The sequence below is a fragment of the Mesorhizobium sp. M0563 genome (assembly GCF_040321065.1).
In the GTDB taxonomy this organism is placed as follows: Bacteria; Pseudomonadota; Alphaproteobacteria; order Rhizobiales; family Rhizobiaceae; genus Mesorhizobium.
The window spans coordinates 1-19,397 of sequence record NZ_JAMYQV010000027.1; the positions used below are offsets into that span (position 1 = coordinate 1).

Annotated in this window: 22 protein-coding genes and 4 pseudogenes; 19 read left to right on the forward strand and 7 right to left on the reverse strand. The window is 62.2% G+C overall.

Features of this window, described 5'->3' with window-relative positions; all coding sequences use genetic code 11:
• Positions 1-173 precede the first annotated feature (173 nt).
• Positions 174-527: a protein kinase family protein gene (locus NKI50_RS26665; protein WP_352718063.1), complete on the forward strand. Its 354-nt coding sequence runs from the start codon at positions 174-176 to the stop codon at positions 525-527.
• A complete protein-coding gene (locus tag NKI50_RS26670) occupies positions 470-1,069 on the forward strand; it encodes a phosphotransferase (protein ID WP_352496551.1) in 600 nt (199 codons plus the stop codon). Before NKI50_RS26665 ends, NKI50_RS26670 begins: the two co-directional genes overlap by 58 nt.
• Before the next feature lie 129 nt (positions 1,070-1,198).
• On the opposite strand, the gene NKI50_RS26675 is transcribed toward NKI50_RS26670, so the two are convergent.
• Positions 1,199-1,438 (reverse strand): hypothetical protein, encoded by a 240-nt coding sequence (locus tag NKI50_RS26675; RefSeq protein WP_352496552.1) that lies wholly within the window; start codon positions 1,436-1,438, stop codon positions 1,199-1,201.
• 45 nt (positions 1,439-1,483) lie between these two features.
• On the opposite strand from NKI50_RS26675, the gene NKI50_RS26680 reads away from it, so the two are divergent.
• A complete protein-coding gene (locus NKI50_RS26680) occupies positions 1,484-1,873 on the forward strand; it encodes an antitoxin Xre/MbcA/ParS toxin-binding domain-containing protein (RefSeq protein WP_031195508.1) in 390 nt (129 codons plus the stop codon).
• Complete coding sequence (locus NKI50_RS26685; protein ID WP_352496553.1) at positions 1,870-2,388, forward strand: RES family NAD+ phosphorylase; 519 nt, start codon at positions 1,870-1,872, stop codon at positions 2,386-2,388. Before NKI50_RS26680 ends, NKI50_RS26685 begins: the two co-directional genes overlap by 4 nt.
• 116 nt (positions 2,389-2,504) lie before the next feature.
• On the opposite strand, the pseudogene NKI50_RS26690 reads toward NKI50_RS26685, so the two are convergent.
• Positions 2,505-2,673 (reverse strand): annotated as a pseudogene (locus NKI50_RS26690) (integrase); the annotation flags it as partial.
• 268 nt (positions 2,674-2,941) lie between these two features.
• Between NKI50_RS26690 and NKI50_RS26695 the strand changes: the two are divergent.
• From NKI50_RS26695 to NKI50_RS26720, 6 genes are all read left to right on the forward strand, one after another.
• Entirely contained in the window at positions 2,942-3,751 is an 810-nt protein-coding gene (locus NKI50_RS26695) for a methyltransferase domain-containing protein (protein WP_352718065.1), read from the forward strand.
• A gap of 613 nt (positions 3,752-4,364) precedes the next feature.
• Positions 4,365-5,633 (forward strand): amino acid ABC transporter substrate-binding protein, encoded by a 1,269-nt coding sequence (locus tag NKI50_RS26700; RefSeq protein ID WP_352496555.1) that lies wholly within the window; start codon positions 4,365-4,367, stop codon positions 5,631-5,633.
• A gap of 161 nt (positions 5,634-5,794) precedes the next feature.
• A complete protein-coding gene (locus NKI50_RS26705) occupies positions 5,795-6,667 on the forward strand; it encodes a branched-chain amino acid ABC transporter permease (protein WP_352496556.1) in 873 nt (290 codons plus the stop codon).
• An 8-nt stretch (positions 6,668-6,675) separates the two neighbouring features.
• On the forward strand, positions 6,676-7,662 hold the full coding sequence (locus tag NKI50_RS26710; protein WP_352496557.1) for a branched-chain amino acid ABC transporter permease: 987 nt from the start codon (positions 6,676-6,678) through the stop codon (positions 7,660-7,662).
• On the forward strand, positions 7,659-8,405 hold the full coding sequence (locus tag NKI50_RS26715) for an ABC transporter ATP-binding protein (RefSeq protein WP_352718067.1): 747 nt from the start codon (positions 7,659-7,661) through the stop codon (positions 8,403-8,405). Before NKI50_RS26710 ends, NKI50_RS26715 begins: the two co-directional genes overlap by 4 nt.
• Positions 8,402-9,118 (forward strand): ABC transporter ATP-binding protein, encoded by a 717-nt coding sequence (locus NKI50_RS26720; RefSeq protein ID WP_352496559.1) that lies wholly within the window; start codon positions 8,402-8,404, stop codon positions 9,116-9,118. The genes NKI50_RS26715 and NKI50_RS26720 overlap by 4 nt, the downstream gene beginning before the upstream one ends.
• A gap of 130 nt (positions 9,119-9,248) precedes the next feature.
• On the opposite strand, the gene NKI50_RS26725 is transcribed toward NKI50_RS26720, so the two are convergent.
• The gene (locus NKI50_RS26725) at positions 9,249-9,488 is read right to left on the reverse strand and encodes a hypothetical protein (RefSeq protein WP_352718109.1); all 240 of its coding nucleotides are present in this window, start codon (positions 9,486-9,488) and stop codon (positions 9,249-9,251) included.
• Positions 9,439-9,588, reverse strand: a pseudogene (locus tag NKI50_RS30590) (ISNCY family transposase); the annotation flags it as partial. The gene NKI50_RS26725 and the pseudogene NKI50_RS30590, both read right to left, overlap by 50 nt.
• Before the next feature lie 103 nt (positions 9,589-9,691).
• Between NKI50_RS30590 and NKI50_RS26730 the strand changes: the two are divergent.
• Positions 9,692-9,862, forward strand: a complete 171-nt coding sequence (locus NKI50_RS26730; RefSeq protein WP_023723176.1) for a hypothetical protein — start codon at positions 9,692-9,694, stop codon at positions 9,860-9,862.
• Between the two features lie 52 nt (positions 9,863-9,914).
• Here the strand turns inward: NKI50_RS26730 and NKI50_RS26735 are convergent, their stop codons facing one another.
• Positions 9,915-10,211 carry a helix-turn-helix transcriptional regulator gene (locus NKI50_RS26735; RefSeq protein WP_352496560.1) on the reverse strand — a complete coding sequence of 99 codons (297 nt, stop codon included), beginning with the start codon at positions 10,209-10,211 and terminating at the stop codon, positions 9,915-9,917.
• Between the two features lie 111 nt (positions 10,212-10,322).
• On the opposite strand from NKI50_RS26735, the gene NKI50_RS26740 reads away from it, so the two are divergent.
• The 6 genes and pseudogenes from NKI50_RS26740 to NKI50_RS30595 all read left to right on the forward strand — a co-directional run.
• A complete protein-coding gene (locus NKI50_RS26740; RefSeq protein ID WP_352496561.1) occupies positions 10,323-10,778 on the forward strand; it encodes an SRPBCC family protein in 456 nt (151 codons plus the stop codon).
• 200 nt (positions 10,779-10,978) lie between these two features.
• Positions 10,979-12,037, forward strand: a complete 1,059-nt coding sequence (locus NKI50_RS26745; protein ID WP_352496562.1) for an adenylate/guanylate cyclase domain-containing protein — start codon at positions 10,979-10,981, stop codon at positions 12,035-12,037.
• An 882-nt stretch (positions 12,038-12,919) separates the two neighbouring features.
• On the forward strand, positions 12,920-13,348 hold the full coding sequence (locus NKI50_RS26750) for an SgcJ/EcaC family oxidoreductase (protein WP_352496563.1): 429 nt from the start codon (positions 12,920-12,922) through the stop codon (positions 13,346-13,348).
• A gap of 70 nt (positions 13,349-13,418) precedes the next feature.
• Positions 13,419-13,604 (forward strand): hypothetical protein, encoded by a 186-nt coding sequence (locus NKI50_RS26755; protein WP_156948243.1) that lies wholly within the window; start codon positions 13,419-13,421, stop codon positions 13,602-13,604.
• A gap of 645 nt (positions 13,605-14,249) precedes the next feature.
• Positions 14,250-15,995: an adenylate/guanylate cyclase domain-containing protein gene (locus NKI50_RS26760; protein WP_352496564.1), complete on the forward strand. Its 1,746-nt coding sequence runs from the start codon at positions 14,250-14,252 to the stop codon at positions 15,993-15,995.
• Positions 15,996-16,154: 159 nt separating this feature from the next.
• Positions 16,155-16,291, forward strand: a pseudogene (locus NKI50_RS30595) (integrase); the annotation flags it as partial.
• A gap of 178 nt (positions 16,292-16,469) precedes the next feature.
• On the opposite strand, the gene NKI50_RS26765 reads toward NKI50_RS30595, so the two are convergent.
• Positions 16,470-16,619, reverse strand: coding sequence for a hypothetical protein (locus NKI50_RS26765; RefSeq protein ID WP_023721868.1), 150 nt, complete (start codon positions 16,617-16,619; stop codon positions 16,470-16,472).
• A 349-nt stretch (positions 16,620-16,968) separates the two neighbouring features.
• Positions 16,969-17,178, reverse strand: a pseudogene (locus NKI50_RS26770) (LacI family transcriptional regulator); the annotation flags it as partial.
• 316 nt (positions 17,179-17,494) lie between these two features.
• Between NKI50_RS26770 and NKI50_RS26775 the strand changes: the two are divergent.
• Positions 17,495-18,217 (forward strand): SDR family NAD(P)-dependent oxidoreductase, encoded by a 723-nt coding sequence (locus NKI50_RS26775; protein ID WP_352718070.1) that lies wholly within the window; start codon positions 17,495-17,497, stop codon positions 18,215-18,217.
• Positions 18,214-19,344 carry an S-adenosylmethionine:tRNA ribosyltransferase-isomerase gene (locus NKI50_RS26780; protein ID WP_352718072.1) on the forward strand — a complete coding sequence of 377 codons (1,131 nt, stop codon included), beginning with the start codon at positions 18,214-18,216 and terminating at the stop codon, positions 19,342-19,344. Before NKI50_RS26775 ends, NKI50_RS26780 begins: the two co-directional genes overlap by 4 nt.
• The last annotated feature ends 53 nt before the right edge of the window (positions 19,345-19,397 follow it).

Sequence of the window (19,397 nt, forward strand, 5' to 3'; positions counted from 1 at the left end):
CACCACCGTGCCATGGCCGCTCGCCCTTCAGAGCAAGCGCCGTTCTCTCTCCAAAACTTTTTGCAGAACCTTCAGGACACTATCGAAGATTTTGATGGCATCGGTGGAGGTAGGACAAGAGTGTGGAATGCCTCGGGTGCTGCGCATATTCGAGCTCGGCAGGACGAGAATTCATGATGCATGACGACCAGGTGGATATCGACATCGATATCGCCCGCCAGATGATCCGCGACCAGTTTCCCCAGTATCGTCATGAAGACATCTCCTCAGTTAGATCGTCGGGAACCGTCAATGCCATCTTCCGCATTGGCTCGAAGAGCACGGCGCGGTTCCCACTGAGGGCGATGAATCCGACCGAATGCGCCAATATGCTTCGGTCAGAGGCCGCTGCCATGGTCGAGATTGGGGAACATTGCTATTTCCGACGCCTCAACCGATTGGGCTCGGCGAGCCAGGTCCTCACTACCCAATGCCATGGGCGTTACAAACTTGGATCGAAGGCGAGGTTGCCACGCCGCACGGGCTAAGTGGATCGACGACGTTCGCCCTAGACCTTGTACACCTCGTGGCATCGTTGCGCCAAGCGGACACACGGGGCCGACGCTTCGACGGGCAAGGACGTGGTGGACATCTCTCCGATCATGACGATTGGATGAGTGTTTGCTTTGAAAACAGCGAGGGCCTTCTTGATGTGGCTCGACTGCGCGATTTGTGGACTCGCTTCCGGGAGTTGCCATCCGCTGGGCCTGTCGTGATGACTCATAGGGACCCTATCCCAGCAAACCTTCTCGTGCAGGGCGGGCGTCTTGTCGGAGTGCTTGATGGCGGCAGTTTCGGACCAGCCGACCCGTCGCTAGATTTGGTAGTCGCGTGGCATCTTCTAGACCGCGAGCGAAGAGCGACCTTTCGGTGCGGCCTTCAGGTTGAAGATCTTTGGTGGAAGCGTGGTGTTGCTTGGGCATTCCAGCAGACAATGGGTCTCGTCTGGTATTACCATCGCACCAACCCCGCCATGAGTGCGCTGGGGCGCAGCACGATCTCTCGCATTCTCGACGATCCGGACATCTGAATCGCGCAGTCCCTCCGTCGGGACGGACGTTCGTTTCCTAAACGGGGTTTGTCTACCATGCGCCGGAGTGTCGCGAGACACCGAACCAACTGCTCGCGGCGCCAATCGCGCACATCACGAGGATATCGCTCAAACTTTTGATCGGCCACCAACCTCCTCCCTCCGCTTGCCTTCGTCTTTGAAAGACAACGTCAGCGTTTCGTGCAATTTGCCGAGTGTGCCGTCCTTGCGAAAACGAATTCCCTGGAGGACGAAGGTGACATGCCCGCTGGACGAGATCTGGCGGGTGCTGTCGCCCGGGGCACGCGTCCAGAAGCCGCCAAACAACGCCATGCGCTTGGGGGCTTGAAACCAGTCGAAAAGCGCCATATGTTTTGCACAGTAAATACGGCTGCTAATATGACAAGGAACTCCATGGGGCAAGCCCTCAAGAAATCCATGCAGAATGAACCCCTGGTTTTGTCCTATATGGACCGTGCCGGGAAAATTGCCGTTGACCAGGTGGCCGACAGCTTTGGAATGTCCAAGGGTCAGTTGGCTCAGACGGCCGGGCTTGCCCGCGAAACCCTCTATCGGCTGGAGCGCAGCCGCACGGCAAAGACGCAGGGGCGTCTGCGCGAGATGCTCGAAATCATCAGCCGCGTGACGGATTGGGCGGGAGGCAAGGAACAGGCCATGGCCTGGTACCGAGCCCAGCCGCTGCCGGCATTCGGTGGACGCACCGCCGAAGCCCTCGTGAAGGACGGCAAGGCCGCTGCTATTCGCGACTACCTCGATCACATGGCCCTGGGTGGCTTTGCTTGAGGTTTGTCGGAACCTGCTACAGGGCGCATGATCCACGTTGGGCATTCAAGCCGAGTTCCGGTGATGGAGCGGCGATCAGGGGCGCTCGATTCAATCCCAAAGGTGTGCCCGCGCTATATCTGGCGCTGACCGTCATGACGGCTGTCAAGGAAGCCAACCAGGGCTTCGCGCATCGCATCGACCCCTGCGTGCTGTGCTCTTATGAGGTGGACTGCGAGGACATCACTGATCTGACAACCGAGCAGGGCAGGGGAGAATCTTCTGTCACGCTTGCGGACATGGGGAGCGCCTGGGCCACGGCTCTCAGCAACGGAGAGCGACCTGCATCCTGGTCCATCTATGACCGGCTGCGGCCTGAAGGCATCGCTGGAATTCTGGTGCCGAGTTTTGCTCCGGGCGCGGAGACGGAAGACCGCAATCTGGTGCTATGGGACTGGGGTCCCGATCTTCCGCACAAAGTGAACGTGTTCGATCCGAGCGGTCGGCTGCCGAAAGACCAGCTGTCCTGGCGATGAAACAGGCCCGGAGGCTCCGGGGCAGCCCGAATGGCCGAAAACCAATCTTTTGGCGCTCAGGGTGAGGCCGTTCGCGCGAACCTGAGCGGCGGAACAACGGCAGAGCAGGGGGTTCGTTAGAGGCCGGAAGCCCTGGTCAGGTTGATGCGGAAGCGATGTCTGCGACGCTGATAGCGGCGGGTCATCTCCGCGGAGGCATGGCCGAGCTGTTTTTGCACATAGCGTTCGTCGACCTCGGCCGACGAGGCCAGCGCGCAGCGAGTGGCCGGCGAATTTGACGATGCGGGCCATTGTCGAGAAGCCCGGACAAGGCGCAGCAATGACGATGATCGAATTTTCTCTTCAAAGGCGGGGTTCGAATAGGACAACTAGGACTAGCAGCCCCGCCAGCGCGTGTTCCTGCTGGCCGCTGTCCCAGCGTTAGCGCGAGGGCCTGGCTCCCACGCCCTGCATCGTCAGCGACCGATCGGGAGCACGGGCTGCTCCGCAGACTCGACTTCATATCAGCTGGCGCTAATTATCGTCCCCTGGGTGAAAAAACCTTAGAGGCGACATGCTGAAACCATCAAGGAAGAACAATGTTCGAGAAAGCCGACTTCTATCTCTTTTTCGCAGCTATGGTGATCGTATCACAGTACGGCGGGTCACACGCAAACTTCATTCGTACCGAGATTGGCTCAGAGCCTTTGCCCTGACGCTCCTCCCGATGAGCAAGGCTCATCACTGCAATGCCTGCGATCGCGATGTCGCGGCTTTTTACCGTTTCGGAGCGTACACTCTTATCTGCCCGCTTTGTCATGCCGTGGATCGTGAGCGGTTTTTGATTTGTGCTCTAGACCGTAGGCTTATCAAGTTGCCGGCGGGGCAGCTTGAAATTCTCCAGATTGCGCCGAGCGAGAAGGGTCTTTCAAAGAGACTCTCTCAAGCGGGCAATCTAATCAAAGCCGATTTCGAGCCGGGACGGTACGGCCCCGATACCGTGAAAATTGACCTGATGGACATGCGTCGCACCAGCGATCTCGATATCGTCGTCTTAAGTCATGTCATGGAACACGTACCTGATGATCGGCATGTGTTTCGGCAACTTTGGTCATCTCTTAAGCGCCGAGGGCAGGTCTGGATCCAGGTGCCGCTTATTTATCGCCAAACGATCGAAGCGACGCCATCTATGTCACTGAGCGAGCGCGACGAGCGCTTTGGTGGATCGGATCACGTGCGAGCCTACGGACCGGATATCAAGGAGCGTATCGAGGACGCCGGCTTTACGGTCACCCGAATAAATTCAGATCGTATACCCGCCGCGGATCGCGACCGGCTTGGGCTTCTCTCCGATACTCTCTTTGTGGCAGAACGGCCCGAGTAACCCAATTTGGAATGAACTTGTCCGCTTGGGCCTGCCTTCGGGCGCCGGGCCGGCTTTGCCCAGCCAACCCGGACGCGAGCGGACAGATTTGGTTCCGTGGGGCTCCATCTTCGAAACTGCGGCGACCGTTTTAAAGAAATCAAAAGGCTGCCGAAGGCGTCATCTTGGCGAAGAGGCCATGATCGGCGAATCCCACCCCTCCGCGACCATGATCCGAGGGCTATCTCGCGCCTTGCCTCTCAAAAAGTGGTTTGTCTACCATGCGACGGAGCGTCGCGAGGAACATAAATCAATAGAAAAATCAATGTCTTAATGACTAGACCTTCGTTCCTTGATGCCTCGCAAACTTGTCTAGGTGCAGAATAGGAGCCGCGTCTACAACTGCTCGCGGCGCCAATGGCGCCCAAAAGGCATACGTCGACGAAGCTGGTGCACGACGAGGCATTGAGCATCCACAGCCTGCGGCGCCTCTACGCGTTGATGACCCGAAGCCGCCTTACGCATTGCCTGTTGACCCAGGCATATCTTCTCTGTCCGCACAAAAGGCATACAGTGGTATAAACAGGAGATATCGTCGGTTTCCAATCTGATAACGGATGAAGGGAGTTGAGTGATGTTCACGAACAGCAAACGTTTTTCGCGCCGTCGGTTCCTCGGCGTCAGCGCCGGCGCCTTCGCAGCCGGCCCGTTGGGCCCGTTTGTGCGAGCGGCATGCGCGCAGGTGACGACATTCAAGGCCGGCGTTATCACCTCGCTGTCGGGCGAGAACATCCTCGGCGGCAACCTGACCAAACGCGGTTACGACCTATGGGCGGAGGCCGTCAACGCCAAGGGCGGGGTTGAAGTCGCCGGCGAGCGTTTCAAGGTCGACATGTTCTACGGTGACGACCAAAGCAACCCGGCGACCGGCGCGGATGCCGCCGAGCGCCTGATCGTCCAGAATGAGGTCGACGTGCTATTCGGCCCTTACACCAGCGGCTCGACTATCGCCGTGCAGCCGATTTGCCAGAAGTACCAGGTGCCGATGATTTCCGGCTCCGCGGAATCCCCAAACGTCTGGAAGGCCAAGCCGGAATTCAACTTCGGCATCATCCCGGCCGTGGACACCACTGCGGGTAAATCGCTGGCCGTGCTGGCGAAACTGTCTAACCCCATGGCCAAGACGATTGCTGTGATCGGCGTCAACGAACCCTTCTCGAAGGAAACCGGCGAAGGTTTTCGCGACGGGGCCAAGGAGGCCGGATTGGAAGTCGTCGCCTACGAATTGGTGCCGGCCTCTGGCGACCTTACTCCCGTCATCTCTAAGATCGCAGCGCTCAATCCCGATATCGTCGCCGTCGGCGGCCATGAGGAGCCGCTGATCAATGTCGTCAAGACCTCCAAGTCGCTGAACTTCCGGCCCAAGGCGCTGATAATGCACTATGGCGTCACCGACCCGGCCTTCGCCCAGGCGCTCGCCGCGGACGCCGACGGTACCTGCGGCGTCTCCGTGTGGCTGCCGTCGGTTTCATATAAGGACGACTTCTTCGGCACCGCAAAGGAGTTTGCCGAGATGGCGCAAAAGAAGTCCGGGCACGAGCCCGACTATACCGAAGCGGCCTGCGCGGCCAGCGGTCTCGTTTTCGGCGATGCCGTCAAGCGGCTTGGCAAGAAGCCGGGGCTCACGCCTGAAGACAGGGTTGCTCTTAAGGACGCGATAGCCGCGACCGACATCCAGACCTTCTACGGACCGATCAAGTTCGAGAAGGAAGGCAACCACTACCACGACAACGTCCAGCCGGTGCCGGTGCTGATCCAGATTCAGGGTGGCAAGACCGTAGCGGTGGGGCCGAAAGAGGCCGCGGCAGCGGACCTCACCTACCCGCTGCCAGCTTGGAAATAGCCGGTTCTGGACAGGGTGGGGGCGGCCTCGTCGCCATCACCCTTGCCCGGCGCAATGACGGTGGTTGCGCGTGCTCGGAAAATGACGGACCATGCTATCGTGTGTACGGCCGCTTTGCCGCGGCACTCTGCCCTTTCGTTGGCTGACGGACGGTTCCCGCGTTGGATCTATTCCTACAGACCTTGCTGAACGGCCTTCTGATCGGCGGCGTCATCGCCACTTTTACGATCGGTTTCCAGCTCGCTTTCGGCGTGCTGCATGTCATCGATTTCGCGGTGGGCGGCTGGGTCGTGCTGGGCGGCTATCTCGGCTACTATATGGGTGCCGGACTGGGTGTCGACGGATTCCTGGCGATCCCCGTGGCCTTCATGCTGTTCGGCGCCATCGGCTATCTGATTGGGCCGATCCTCTACAATGTCCGCAACAGCCGCACGGCGCGGCCGGAATTGATGGCGCTGGCGTTGACCTTCGGCCTGTTCACGCTACTGCGCGGCGGCATGCTGACCGCGTGGGGCTTCAATACCCACAGCGTGCCGACCGTGTTGAGCGGCGAGAGCCTCGCCGTCGGGCCCGTGACGGTGCCCCTGATCCGCGTGGCCGCGGCGGTCTTCGCGATCGCCATCGCCGGCGGACTGTTCCTGTTCCTCTACCGCACCCGCTATGGGTTGGCGATCAGAGCGACGGCTGAAAACCGGCAGAACGCCGCACTGATGGGCGTCAACATCCGCCGCCTCAGCGCCACTGTTTACGGGCTCTACGCAGGCATCACTGCCATGGCCGGCGTACTAATGGGTGCAATCTTTTCAGTGAACCCGGAAGTCGGCCTGCGCTATACTCTGTTCGCATTTTTCGTGGCTGTGCTTGCCGGCTTGGGCTCCGTCGGCGGTGCCCTCGTCGCCGCGCTGCTGCTCGGCGTCATCGAAGCCTTCGTCGCGACCTATGTCGGGTCGAGCTATTCGCTGCTGGCGATCTTCGGCACCCTATTCCTCGTCCTTCTCGTGTCTCCGCGCGGGATCCTGCGGCACGGCTTGTGAGGCGGGACATGAAGCCACGCTGGGCCGTCCTCCTCCTGCTGATCGCCGTAATCGTTGTGCTGGCGCTGCTGCCGATGCTGGTCAACAACTACTGGCTGCGCATTGCCACTGGCGCGCTGATGTGGGCGGGGCTGGCCTGCTCCTGGAACATGCTCGGCGGCTATGCCGGCTACATCAATTTCGGCCATTCGGCCTTCTTCGGGCTCGGCGCCTATGTTACGGCGCTGCTGATGGGCGACAGGCTCGCCTGGCCCTTCTTCGCCACCCTCCCGGCCGGTATCGTGGTGACGGCGCTGTTTGCCATCATCATCGGCGCGCCGACGCTGCGCCTGCGCGGCGCCTATTTCGCCATAGCCACCTGGGCCTTCGCCGAGGTGCTCATACAGTTCGCCTCGGTGATGGACTTCACCGGCGGCATCGGCGGCATTGGGCTGCCGCCCTTTCTTGACGAGCGCTTCTTCTACTTCGCCATGTTCGGCGCGGCTGCGCTCACCTATCTCATTACGTGGGCGCTGTTCGAGCGCTCGCGTTTCGGGCTGAAGGTCAAGGCACTGCGCGATCATGAGCCGGCGGCCGAGGCTATCGGTATCAATACTTCGCTGGTCAAGCTGCAGACCTTCGTGCTCAGTGCCGTCACCGCCTCGGTATTTGGCGCGATCTTTGCCTACTGGGTCACGTTCATCAATCCGAAAAGCGTCTTCGGCGGCGACATCACCGATCAGATGGTGGTGATGGTGCTGCTGGGCGGGCTGGGCAGCCTGTGGGGGCCGGCATTGGGCGGTGTGGCGCTCTTTGTCGTAAACCGCATCATCTGGATGTACTGGGGTGACACCGCGTTCTATATCGCCATATTGGGCGCGGCCATCGTGCTGGTGGTGCTGTTTCTGCCGAACGGCATCGTCGGCATGTTTTCGAGGCGCGTGGCCAAGTCTGGCGCCGTGCTGGACAAGGCGGTCGGCAATCTTGTCGGCGGCGGCCCGGGACGGCCCAGTTGAGCGCCGCCGAGGGCAAAACTTCTGGCACCGGCGAACCTATTCTCGTCGTGCGCGAACTCCACTGCCATTTCGGCGGCATCAAGGCCGTCAACGGTGTCTCCCTGGACGTCGGTCGGCGCGAGATCGCCGGCCTGATCGGGCCTAACGGGTCTGGCAAGTCGACTCTGTTCAACCTGATATCGGGCACGGTGACGCCGGATCGTGGCCAGATCCGCTTCGACGGTCACGAAATCGGCGGCCGAAAGGCTCACACGATCGCGCGGCTGGGGCTTGCTCGCACCTCCCAGATTCCGGCCATGTTTGACAATATGAGCGTCACCGAAAACCTGCTGGCGGCTGCGGCCGAGGGCCACTGGCGGGGCGCGCGCGAACGGGCGGCCGATACGCTGGCGCTGCTCAAGCTGGAGCATGTCGCAGACAACCGCGCATCCGATCTTTCGGGCGGCCAGCAGAAACTGCTGGAGTTCGGGCGCGTTGTGATGCGCCAGGCCTCGCTCATTCTGCTCGACGAGGTGACAGCGGGCGTGCATCCCAGCATCCGCAAGATCATCGTGGAGGCCATCGCGCGGCTGCGCGAGCGCGGCACCACCGTCCTGGTCATCGAGCACGACATGGAAATGGTGCGGAACGTGTGCGACCGCGTCATTGTCATGGATGCAGGCCGTGTCGTGGCCACCGGGCCTTTCAACGACATCGTTCGCAATTCGGAAGTTATGCAGACCTATCTGGGGCGGCCACAATGAGCACCACGCTCACCGCCGACAACATCGTCGCCGGCTACGGCAAGCAGGAGATCGTCCATGGCGTCTCGCTGAGCGCGGAAGCTGGCAAGATTACCTGCATCTTCGGGCCGAACGGCAGTGGCAAGTCGACCCTGCTCAAGGCCATTGTCGGCGCGCTGCCGGTGTGGAGCGGTACGGCGCGCCTGGGTGAATCAACACTCTCCAACCTTGCCGTCCATGAAGTGGTGCGCCAGGGTCTGGTGTTGATGCCGCAGGGCGGCGGTGTGTTTCCGCGCCTGACAGTGATGGAGAATTTGCGCATGGGTGGCTACGCCATCGCGGACCGGCGGATAGTCGAGCAGCGCATCGAGGCGCTGATCGAGCAATATCCCTCTTTAGCACGGCGGCGGCGTACCGCGGCCGGTTCGCTTTCGGGCGGCGAGCAGGCAATGCTTGCGCTGGCGCGGGCACTGGTTTCGGAACCGCGCTTCATTCTGCTGGACGAGCCTTCCGCCGGATTGTCGCCGGCCATGGTCATCGAGACGCTCGAACGCATTACCACCCTCACCGCGCACGGCATTGGCATCGTGATGGTGGAGCAGAACATCCGCGAGGCGATGCCGATTGCGGACAAGCTTTACATCCTGGCGGCCGGCGAAAAGCGCTTCGAGGGGACGCGTCGGGACGTGCGCGACGACCGGCAGATCATGGAAATCTATATGGGGGGAGCGTGAGAGAAGCGGTCGACACCCCAGCGCGAGTTGCAAATGCCAAATGTGGCTTGGCGGTTAGTTGTAAGAAGGCGGTCATTTTCGGCAGTCAATTGGGAGAATGATCAGGCTGAGTTCGTTGTCGTACAGAAGTTCAAGCCTGCTGCTCAGAACCTGAACACTCGCCCTGTGGCCGACTCGGCGAGACCTTTGCGTCGAGCAACATTTCCGTTCTCATATCCAACTCCGGTCGTTCGTTTCGTGGAATGCCGAAGATATCGCCGCAAAGGGGAATGTTCAGATCACCGGCCCGGCGCTTCGCCGAAGCCACCGGCAGGATCGTCCTTGCCAAAGCGAGCGTTGAAGTCCGCCATGAACTCAGGCGCATAAGCATTGGTCTCCTTTGATCGTGCTGATGACGCGCAGGCGCAGTGCCTTCACAAGCCGGTCCTGGAGTGTCTGATGGCGCGCTCAACACGTCCTTTGAGAACCGGCACGCGTCCGCCTGCAGAATAATAGAGAGATGGTCCCGAAATGGATGTTGCGTAGGAGCCCGGGATCGACGGGCGTCACTGCAGCACTTCTTGATGGACTATCATGTCCGCGGCCCGCTGGCCGATCATCATACTGGGCGCATTGGTGTTGCGGCCGATCAACTTCGGCCGCGTCCAGGAGGGCAAGGGCCGCAAGGACCGCCACTCCACGATGTCGCCGCGACTGCACGAACTGCTCCGCGTCTGGTGGCGTGAGGGCGACGACGGGGCATGAAGCTGCCGCAGCTTGCCTGTTTCCGCGCCGAAACCCCGGTCACTGACGGGAATCAGCTACGCGTAGGAGCACCGCGCCAGTTTTGGCGCTTAGGTTCTGCGAATTTGCAGAGGTGCAGGTCGATGGTCTTTCCGCTGAGGCAGAGCTCATGAGCGATCACCTTATTCGACCTGCCGGTCGCCACCAGCCGCAGCACGTGCAGCTCGCGTGGCGTCAGCCCGAAACCAATCTCCGGTGATGCAACTGATCTCTGAGAATCGATCCTCGGGATATCGGATGCGGCACCCAACGCTTCGAACGCTCCCGAAGCGGAGCGCATGCGCCGCGGCTGTGATCGGCGAGTGCCCATCGGAATCTCGCCACACTTGTCACTCCAGAGTAGATGTCCGATCCTATTCTATCGCACGAGCAGCCAACTGGTTTACAATTGCTCCAACTGTCGCAACTATGGAGGAAGCCGATGCAAGAGGCCCTCGTCGTCCGCCGCGAGACACACATCCCGGCGCCCCCCGCTGCGCTGTTTGCCCTCCTGACCGATCCGGAGAAGATCCTGCGCTGGATGGGAACGGAGGCGCAGCTCGAGCCGCAGTCCGGCGGGCTCTATCTCGTCAATGTTACCGGGGCTCGCGTCGCTCGCGGCACCTTCCGGGAGGTGGTGCCGGTGCACCGTCTGGCATACAGCTTCGGCTGGGAAGAGAGCGATGAGGTGCCGCCGGGATCGAGCCTGGTTGAGATCGATCTGATCGAGCAGCCGGACGGAACGCTGCTGCGCCTGACCCACTCCGGCCTGCCCAATGCCGAGCAATGCGCCGGCCATGCGGAGGGCTGGGCTCATTACCTCGGCAGGCTGGGCGAGGTTGCAGCCGGGCGTGATCCCGGCCCGGATCCCAAATACGGCCACACGGGCAGGCGGTGACGGCCTTCCGCGCGCGATATCGCCGCCCGTGAGCCCGTTGCAATTTGACGGCGGATGCCGGCTCGCAGGGCGGGTCGAACCCGGCGCCATCGAGGATCGGACCGTACCAGCGCCGGGGGCGGGGGGATAGATCGGCGGGCCGGCTGCGCATCGTCACGGCGCGGATGACAGGCCGGGCGCGGTGGCCGCATAATCGCGCCATGGATCTGCCCGCGCCTCTCGCCTGGCTGGTGGACGAGGCCGGCGCCTCGGCCGCCCCCGACCGGTTTCTGGCCGAGCTCGGCGGCCGACTTCTGGCTGACGGCCTGCCGCTGGCCGGCGGCGCGCTGACGCTCGCGGTGCCGCATCCCATCATCACCCGCCGCACCTGGCTTTGGCGGGCGGAGACAGGGGCGGTGATCGAGGCGCTGAGCTTCGCCGGCGGTCCGCTCGGCCAGGCCGGGCGCGACTGGCTGGCGGAGCTCGGCACGGTGCAGGAGGGCCCGGTTGGCCGGGCGCCGGATAGTCCGGTGCTGGGCTGGGCTGGAACCCGGCCGTTCGGCCCCGCCGAGGCTGCCCGGCTGCGCCAGGCCGCGCGCTTCGCCGCGGCGCCCCTTGCCGCACTTGCGGCGCGGGCGGCGCTGACAGCGCTGCTCGAGGCTTATCTCGGCCGGCGCAGTGCCGCCCGGGTGCAAGGCGGGTCCCTGCGCCGCGGCACCGGAGAAACCATTCGCGCCGCGCTGCTCTATGCCGACCTGCGCGGCTTTACCGCCCTGTCCGAGTCAACCGAGCCCACGACGGTGATCGCCGCGCTCGACGCCTGGTTCGACCGCGTCGCCGGCGCGGTGCACGCCTTTGGGGGCGAAGTGCTGAAATTTATCGGCGACGGCATGCTGGCGATTTTCCCGGTCACCGCTGCGCCGGCCGAGGCCTGCGAGGCGGCGCTGCGCGCCGTCGTCGCCGCCCGCGCCGGCATGGCCCATCTCGATGCGGGGCGGCAGGCGCAGGGCCTGCCCCGGCTGCCGTTCGGCGCGGCGCTGCATCTCGGCGAGATGCTGTGGGGCAATATCGGCGCGGTCGACCGGCTGGATTTCACCGCCATCGGCCCCGCGGTCAACCTGGTCAGCCGGCTGGAGGGGCTATGCCGGCCGCTCGGCCGCTCGGTGCTGATCTCGGGCGCGCTCGCCGCCGAGATCACCACACCGCTGGTGCCGCTGGGCGAACACGTGCTGCGCGGCATCGCCGCGCCCTGCACCGTCTTCACCCTGCCGGATGCGTAATCGCGGTCCTGCGGGGCGGCGGCGTCAACCGCAGATTTGGTTAGCTTGATTTTGGCCATCTAGTCGTCTCCGAACGTCAAAAACTAGGAGCAGAATAGGGGCACTCAGACCCACTGCTCCGGACTACTGCCGCGTGCTAGAGAAAGGTCGAAGGCTCAAGAACGCAAGCTAAGTCCTTGCATCGTAGTGTCTTTTCGCATTTTTACTTGCAAACGGCGGACATGAACTTAGACGAAATTGGCGGGCTCTTAGTCGGCTTCCGCCCCCCTTCGGCGTCTGCATCCGGTACGGTTTCATCAAAGATGACCGACCAGACAACATCCATCAGCCTGCGGCGCCTGACGCCAGGATTGTCACTTGGGGGAAGGCCGGACTGGCGCCCTGAGCATTTGTGGCGCAACTGCGACGCATGGCATGTGCATGGAATGGCGCGAAGACGCCGTCCTCGGGCAAGGTGCGGCAACGCTATCATGTCACGATGATAGCCATCAATTCGCTCTTCTGCCGTGCAGACTTTGGTCTTCCGCTTGATTGGCGCGAACGCGACTTCCTATTCCAAGCGCGCTCGAATGCTTAGGCTCAGGTTTAAGGTGGCGGCGCATTGCGGTCTGGGCAATCAAGGGTTGAGCCTTCTTCACATGGAGAAGGCTGATCGCCAACGCCGCCATAACGTTCAACGAGTTTTGCGAATCCGTAGGCGAAGGCGGAAAGAAGCGCCAGGATACTATTCGGATGGCCATAGGGGATCGTAACAGGATCCCACATTGGATGTCGCAATTCCTCCGCTGCCGCTAGTGCGTCAATTTGAAATTTGACCTTTGCCGTGTCGCATCCGGTCCGGGCTCCTATATGCTTAGCGGAGGTACGCAGGAGACGTGGGTCATGAGCGTGACGTCTGATAAGCCCGAGCATGTCGCTACCGCTTTTGCGAACGCTTGGAACCGGCATGACATGGATGAGTTTGCGTCTCTGTTCGCTTCCGATGCTAATTTCGTTAACGTCGTAGGTGTTTGGTGGAAGAACCGATCCGAGATCGAAGCGGCGCACCGAGCCACCCATGACACCATGTTTCGGGATAGCCGATTAGAAGGCGATATCTCGTCGGTTGTGAAATTGGCTCCGGGGCTTGCTTCTGTTCATTACACTTGGACGCTAACGGGAGCATTTGCTCCGGACGGCTCCCCGGCCGGGGTTAGGAAAGGCATATTGCTTCTGATTGTCCAAGAAGGGCAGTCGGGATGGCGAATCAAGGTGGCTCAGAACACGGATATTGTTCCAGGCGCAATCGCCCCAGCCGGCTCGAAAGGCTAGCTCGCGCCAACCAGAGGCGGAACAGGGCGTCCGCCAGCGAGCCTGACCACCAATACGTATGCGTGCCGGAATGCCGAATTCGACTGGTTTGATCCTCGTCACCGAGGCCGTCAACGCCACGCGTACCGAATTCCTGGTCTTCGCCAAGGCCCATGGCGCCATGGACCTGAGGGTACCGGCCGAGGTGGGCGTCGTTGCGAAAGTGACTATCCTCGGCTCAGGCAAACTCGATTTCTCCGCCGTGACAAAATGGTGAGCGGCGAAGACATGAAGCCCGAGCGGCTTGACAATAGCCGACTGAGGAAGTCGGCGTGTTTGCCCAATCACATGCAACTAAGGCCATCTTGGCTCAAAGGTAGCCTTTGGCCGAGGTCGGTTCTGAATTGAAGCCGGCCTACATCTATCACGAAGTGAATGGCAGTTTTACGCTTCAATATCGGCCGCAGAGGCGGATTTTGCTTTCGCCCAAAAGCCAGACATCGCAGCTGACCATGCTGAAGGTCGCGCCCGCACCACCTGCCGACCTCAGCACCTCTATGCGCAAACGTCTGGTGTAATGCCCGATGCGCGCGCTCGCAGGCCATCTCGCTGTTACATCGCCGTGACAAAAGCACCGCCACGGTGGCGTCAACCGGTTACACAGGGCAAGAAATATCTCCGGCCTTCTGGGAGTGACGTGTCAGCGTCTCCAGAGGCTGCGTGGGCGCGGCGACTGGAACGCTCCACGCCTCGCAAGAGGGTTAGCGAAACCTCGTGAAGGCAAGGTCGAGCTGCGTTCTGCGTTCTATATCGGCGACGGCGGCGACTGGGAGAGATAGATACCATGCGCATGGGGCGTCTGGAAGTTGGCAGGACATGGACGCGGGGCGGCCCGCGTGCAGGCGCTTGGCTGAGCGGTGCAGTGACCACGCAGCGCCACCTCGCAGCGATCATGGCTTGCGACGTGGTCGGCTATTCGCGCCTGACGGAGCGCGACGAGCGCGGCACGCTCGAGCGGCTGAAGATGTACCGCAAGGACCTCCTCGAACAGCTGGTCTCTGTGCACCAGGGTCGGATCGTCAAGCTCACCGGCGACGGCATGCTGTGCGAGTTCGCGAGCGTCGTTAACGCGGTGACCTCGGCAATGGCGATTCAGCAGGCCCTGGCAGAACATGAGGCGGAGATGCCCGAGGAAGAGCGGATTCGCTTGCGCATCGGTGTCAATCTCGGCGACGTGGTCTGCGAGGAGGACGGCGACCTCTACGGTGACGGGGTCAACATCGCCGCCCGACTCGAAAGCATCGCCGATCCCGGCACCGTGGTCGTCTCCGGCACCGCGTACGACCACCTTCAGGGCAAGCTCGATTGCGGCTTCAGGCCGCTCGGCAACCTGCGCCTCAAGAACATCGAGCGGCCCGTGCGCGCCTACCGCGTCGAGTCCGACACCAGCGCCTCGGTGGCTGCATCGCCTCCCTTGCCCGAGAAACCCTCGATCGCGGTCCTGCCTTTCACCAACATGAGCGGCGACCCCGACCAGGAATACTTCGCCGACGGGCTGGTGGAGGACATCATCACGGGATTGAGTCGGGTGAACTCCTTCTTCGTGATCGCCCGCAACTCGTCCTTCACCTACAAGGGCCGGGCGGTAGACCTGCGCCAGGTCGGGCGCGAGCTGGGCGTCCGCTACGTGCTAGAAGGCAGCATCCGCAGAGCAGGATCGCGGGTGCGTATCAGCGGGCAGCTGGTGGACGCGATCAGTGGGCACCATGTCTGGACTGACCGCTTCGAGGGCGATGTGAGCGACATCTTCGACCTGCAGGACAAGGTGACCGAGAGCGTCGTCGGTGCGGTCGAACCGAGCATCCGGCTGCAGGAGATCAAGCAGGCGCGCATGAAACCGACCGAGTACATCAGCGCCTACGACCTCTACCTTCGCGCGCTGCCGCGCTTCTACAGCATGACGCGCGAAGGCTTTGCCGACGTGCGCCGGCTCACCAACGAGGCGCTCAGCATCGACCCTGGCTTCAACTTGGCGAAGGCACTCGGCGCCTATATCCGCAGCCTATCCGTGAGCCAGTGCTGGCACGAGCCCGACGATATCCGAGTCGCCGCGCGCATGGCGCGAGAGGTACTGGCGGAAGCGCGCGACGATCCCACGAGCCTACGCTTCGCCGCGCAGGTGATCGCCTACAGCGCGAAGGACTACGAGATGGCGTTGCGCACGATCGAGCGATCCCTGCTGCTCAACCCCAATTCGGCGCAGGGCCATACGGGCAGCGGCTGGGTGAACGCACATTCCAGCCGCCCGCTCGTCGCCATCGAGCACTTTCACAGGGCAATGCGGCTGAGCCCGATCGACCCCGAGAAGGGCATCGCGCTCTCCGGCATCGGGATGAGCTACCTGATGCTCGAGCGCTACGAGGAAGCGCTGGCATGGGGAGAACGCGCGCTGCACGAGATGCCGAACTACGGCTCCTCGCACCGGGTGGTGATCATGGCGCTGGTCAAACTCAACCGGCTGGACGAGGCGCAGGCGGCGGCGCGGCGTCTTATGAAGGCGTTCCCGACCTACACGCTCACCCTGCAGAGACAGATCAACCCGTGGCTGGACGAGGTGTTCGCCGAGCGTTATGTCGAGGCGCTGGGCATCTCCGGCGTGCCAGAGTGATCGTCGCAGTTGCAAAGATGCCCGGCGAGGCGACGTTCCCTTGACCTGCGTCGCTTCTGGAAGGCCAGTTCTCTGGCGGCTTGTCTTAGGACTGAGCGCGTAGTAGCGTGAACAGCCGGCGAGCTCTCCGTTGAATTCGCGTCGAACTTCCGGTTTCGATCCGCTTCTTATAAGGCAACAGGCAACCTCCGGGCGGTTCAGATCCTGCTTGGGCACACCGAGATCGAGAATACGGTTCGCCATCCGGATGTCGAGGTCGGGGACGCGCTCACATCGCCGAGGGAACCGAGATCTGATCACGATGGCCTCTCGACTTCGCGGAGAGGTCATCATGTTCTGAAAGCCACCGCTCAGTTACGGGGCTCGATTTCCGCAATGCGTCGCATCACAGCCGTTCGGCATGGAAGATGGTCATCCCGAAAACCGCCGGTCCACTGTCGCCCATCAAAGGCGGAACTATGCGGCGTTGAGGCGCTAGGCGAATTTGCGCCTCGTCTCGGCGGTTGAGACGAGCTCTGCCACTTCCTGAAAGCGGTCGCTAGCGGCGATCACAAGCCAGATCCGGCCGAGCACCCAGAGGGAAAGCGCCCACCGGAGCAGCAGCCAGAGATGCGGTGTTGGCATTTTCGGGCCCCCTGAATCCGGCCCGGCTGAGTTTGATGGAGAAGTTCGAACAGGCGCCAGGCATTAACCGGCAGCAGCACCAGTTCCATCAGGCTCAGGGTAAGCTGCCGATGAGGGGCGCCATAGGCGGCAAAGCACAAACCATCTCAGCACCGCCGTTATGCGCAGCCACAGCATGGCTTCATTGAGGCTTCATTGAGTAGGTGAGAACGGCGAAGAAGCTTCCGAGGAAGCCGATCGTCTCGGTCCAGATCATGATCATATTTCTTTGGTTGAGTGAAGCCGGTGGGCCTTGGTCAGCCGGAGAAGCCGCCGTCATCGAGAAAACGTCTCCGCGTCCGCCGTTCCTCTCCTGGTCGCGGCTGGCACTGACCACGACCGAGCATTGGCCCCGGCTGCGCACATGTCCCTCAAAAGTCTGCGCCATGGCGGAGAAGTAGCGATTGTCGTGGATGGGCGGCATCAGTCCGACCAGGCCCGATCGCGAGCCTCCCAAGCCCCGCGCCTGCAGATTGGTAGTGTACTGGTGGCGTTCGGCGAGGCTGAGAATTGTTTCCGCCGCCGCAACCCGATGGCGCTTGCACGGCGACACGCTTCCTTCACCGGCCTGATAATCACGGTGAACTCGGAGCCGATCGCCTCGATCGACAGCCAATACGCGGCGTCAAGACGATAAGGCGATCCGGCTCGGCATGATCGCGGCTGCGCTTGCGCCCGTTCCGGCCCGCTCGCATGCGATCAGCCCGCTGGCCGACAAGGCGAAGGTGCGCCTCGATACGTGAGTCTGGTCGGCATCGATCCACGGAATGAATGCTTGACCTCAAGTTAACTTCAGCTTGTACCAATAAGTTGTACGGATTGAAGGAGTATCGTCAATGCTGACCAACATTGATCTTCAGGGACTTCGTGTAGCAGTCACCGGCGGCACGTCCGGCCTAGGACTGGCCCTTGTCCGGCAGCTTGCCAGAGAGGGTGCGTTCGTCGCCTTCGTTGCCCGCACTGCCGCGAACGTCGAACGCATCGCTGACGAGACGGGCGCACATGGCATCGTCGGCGACGTCGGCAAAAAAGACGACATCTACCCGATCGCGTTGCAGGTCACCGCGAGCCTAGGCGGGCTCGACGTTCTGATCAACAATGCGTCGAGCCTCGGGCCCGTTCCACTGGCGCTCCTTGCCGATACCGAGTGCGAGGAGCTGGAAAAAGCGCTCGCGGTCAACCTCGTCGGCGCGTTCCGGCTGACGAAAGCACTGTTCGGTGCACTTGCCGCGTCCGCGCGCGAGGACCGTGGCGCGCTGGTGATCAACATTTCCAGCGACGCGGCGGTGAACGCTTATCCCTGCTGGGGCGCGTATGGTGTGAGCAAGGCCGCTCTTGCTCACCTGACGGCGATTTGGGACGAGGAGGCGAAGGCCGACGGCATCCGGCACCTCGCGCTCGACCCCGGCGATATGGACACCCCGCTGCACGCGCTGGCGCTTCCTGACGCCGATCCGTCGACATTGAAGCGTCCCGACCTGGCTGCTGCCGAGATCATCGAAAAGATGCTCGATACGTTGCCGGCCGGCGCAACACTTCTCGCCGAGACACGCGGATGATTGCCGCCGACCGTCCGGATCGGCGCGCCGCCAGGCTGCTCGTCGTGGAGGCGGACGGCGCGACGCGCGACCTGCCGCGCACTGAACTCGCGATACTGTTCGATGCCGGCGATCTTGTCATCGCCAATGACGCCGCGACCTTGCCTGCCAGCTTGCGCGGCACGCACCTTCCCAGCGACGAGGCGATCGAGATCCGCCTGGCAGGCTGGCTGACATTTCCCGACCCAACCAACTTCCTGGCGATTGCCTTCGGCGCGGGCGATCACCGCATGCGCACGGAAAATCGGCTGCCTCCGCCCCCGCTATCACCAGGCGATCACCTCCGGCTCGGCCGGCTTGAAGCCGTCATAGAGCGCCTTCTCGACCATCCTCGCCTTCTCGAATTGCGCTTCCGAGGCAACCGCGCAGCGGTGCTTGCAGGAGTGGCGCAGCACGGCCGGCCGATCCAATATGCCAATGTTCGCGAACCGTTGGCACTTTGGAATGTTTGGACGAAGATTGCCGCCGGGCCGGTGGCGTTCGAGGCGCCCTCGGCAGGGTTCGCACTCGACTGGCGCACGCTCCAGGCCTGGCGTCGGCGAGACGTGGGCTTCGCAACACTCACGCATGCCGCGGGCGTGTCTTCCACCGGGGACCCCGCGCTCGACTTGCGCCTCCCTTTCGACGAGCCGTACCGCATTCCCGAGCGCACCGCGGCCCAGGTCGCGCGGGCGAAGCTCCGCGGAAGCCGCATTATCGCAATCGGCACGAGCGTGGTGCGCGCGCTTGAGGCAGCTGCCAACCCCGACGGCAATGTGCGTGCCGCAAACGGCATTGCGACCGGGCGCATCGCGCTGGGCACCCCACTTCGCGTGGTCGATGCGATTCTAACAGGCGTCCACCAGCCCGGCGAAAGCCATTTCGAGCTGCTGCGCGCCTTTGCCGACGATGCTCTGCTCGCCAAGGCCTCCGCGGCCTTCGCCGAGCACCGATATCGCACGCATGAATTCGGCGATTCCATGCTGCTCAATCGCCAACGGCTGGATCGATCGCGGACAGAACCAGGAAGTGCGCGAGACGAAGCCTCTACTCTAGGCGATCCGATGATCTTGGATTTCCAAGGCTTTCGAAAACGACATTTTGATTAAGTAATTCATCTAAAACAACTATTTTGACACTAGTAACTTCGACTCTAGGGGTC

Bases quoted from the DNA above. Each gene is read 5' to 3' on its own strand.
- NKI50_RS26765 (WP_023721868.1), bottom strand. From the start codon at position 16,619: ATGCCAACACCGCATCTCTGGCTGCTGCTCCGGTGGGCGCTTTCCCTC.
- NKI50_RS26700 (WP_352496555.1), top strand. From the start codon at position 4,365: ATGTTCACGAACAGCAAACGTTTTTCGCGCCGTCGGTTCCTCGGCGTC.
- NKI50_RS26710 (WP_352496557.1), top strand. From the start codon at position 6,676: ATGAAGCCACGCTGGGCCGTCCTCCTCCTGCTGATCGCCGTAATCGTT.
- NKI50_RS26745 (WP_352496562.1), top strand. From the start codon at position 10,979: ATGGATCTGCCCGCGCCTCTCGCCTGGCTGGTGGACGAGGCCGGCGCC.
- NKI50_RS26735 (WP_352496560.1), bottom strand. From the start codon at position 10,211: ATGGGCACTCGCCGATCACAGCCGCGGCGCATGCGCTCCGCTTCGGGA.
- NKI50_RS26725 (WP_352718109.1), bottom strand. From the start codon at position 9,488: ATGCTTATGCGCCTGAGTTCATGGCGGACTTCAACGCTCGCTTTGGCA.
- NKI50_RS26695 (WP_352718065.1), top strand. From the start codon at position 2,942: ATGCTGAAACCATCAAGGAAGAACAATGTTCGAGAAAGCCGACTTCTA.
- NKI50_RS26755 (WP_156948243.1), top strand. From the start codon at position 13,419: ATGCCGAATTCGACTGGTTTGATCCTCGTCACCGAGGCCGTCAACGCC.
- NKI50_RS26775 (WP_352718070.1), top strand. From the start codon at position 17,495: ATGCTGACCAACATTGATCTTCAGGGACTTCGTGTAGCAGTCACCGGC.
- NKI50_RS26750 (WP_352496563.1), top strand. From the start codon at position 12,920: ATGAGCGTGACGTCTGATAAGCCCGAGCATGTCGCTACCGCTTTTGCG.
- NKI50_RS26780 (WP_352718072.1), top strand. From the start codon at position 18,214: ATGATTGCCGCCGACCGTCCGGATCGGCGCGCCGCCAGGCTGCTCGTC.
- NKI50_RS26680 (WP_031195508.1), top strand. From the start codon at position 1,484: ATGGGGCAAGCCCTCAAGAAATCCATGCAGAATGAACCCCTGGTTTTG.
- NKI50_RS26670 (WP_352496551.1), top strand. From the start codon at position 470: ATGCCATGGGCGTTACAAACTTGGATCGAAGGCGAGGTTGCCACGCCG.
- NKI50_RS26720 (WP_352496559.1), top strand. From the start codon at position 8,402: ATGAGCACCACGCTCACCGCCGACAACATCGTCGCCGGCTACGGCAAG.
- NKI50_RS26675 (WP_352496552.1), bottom strand. From the start codon at position 1,438: ATGGCGCTTTTCGACTGGTTTCAAGCCCCCAAGCGCATGGCGTTGTTT.
- NKI50_RS26665 (WP_352718063.1), top strand. From the start codon at position 174: ATGATGCATGACGACCAGGTGGATATCGACATCGATATCGCCCGCCAG.
- NKI50_RS26740 (WP_352496561.1), top strand. From the start codon at position 10,323: ATGCAAGAGGCCCTCGTCGTCCGCCGCGAGACACACATCCCGGCGCCC.
- NKI50_RS26730 (WP_023723176.1), top strand. From the start codon at position 9,692: ATGTCCGCGGCCCGCTGGCCGATCATCATACTGGGCGCATTGGTGTTG.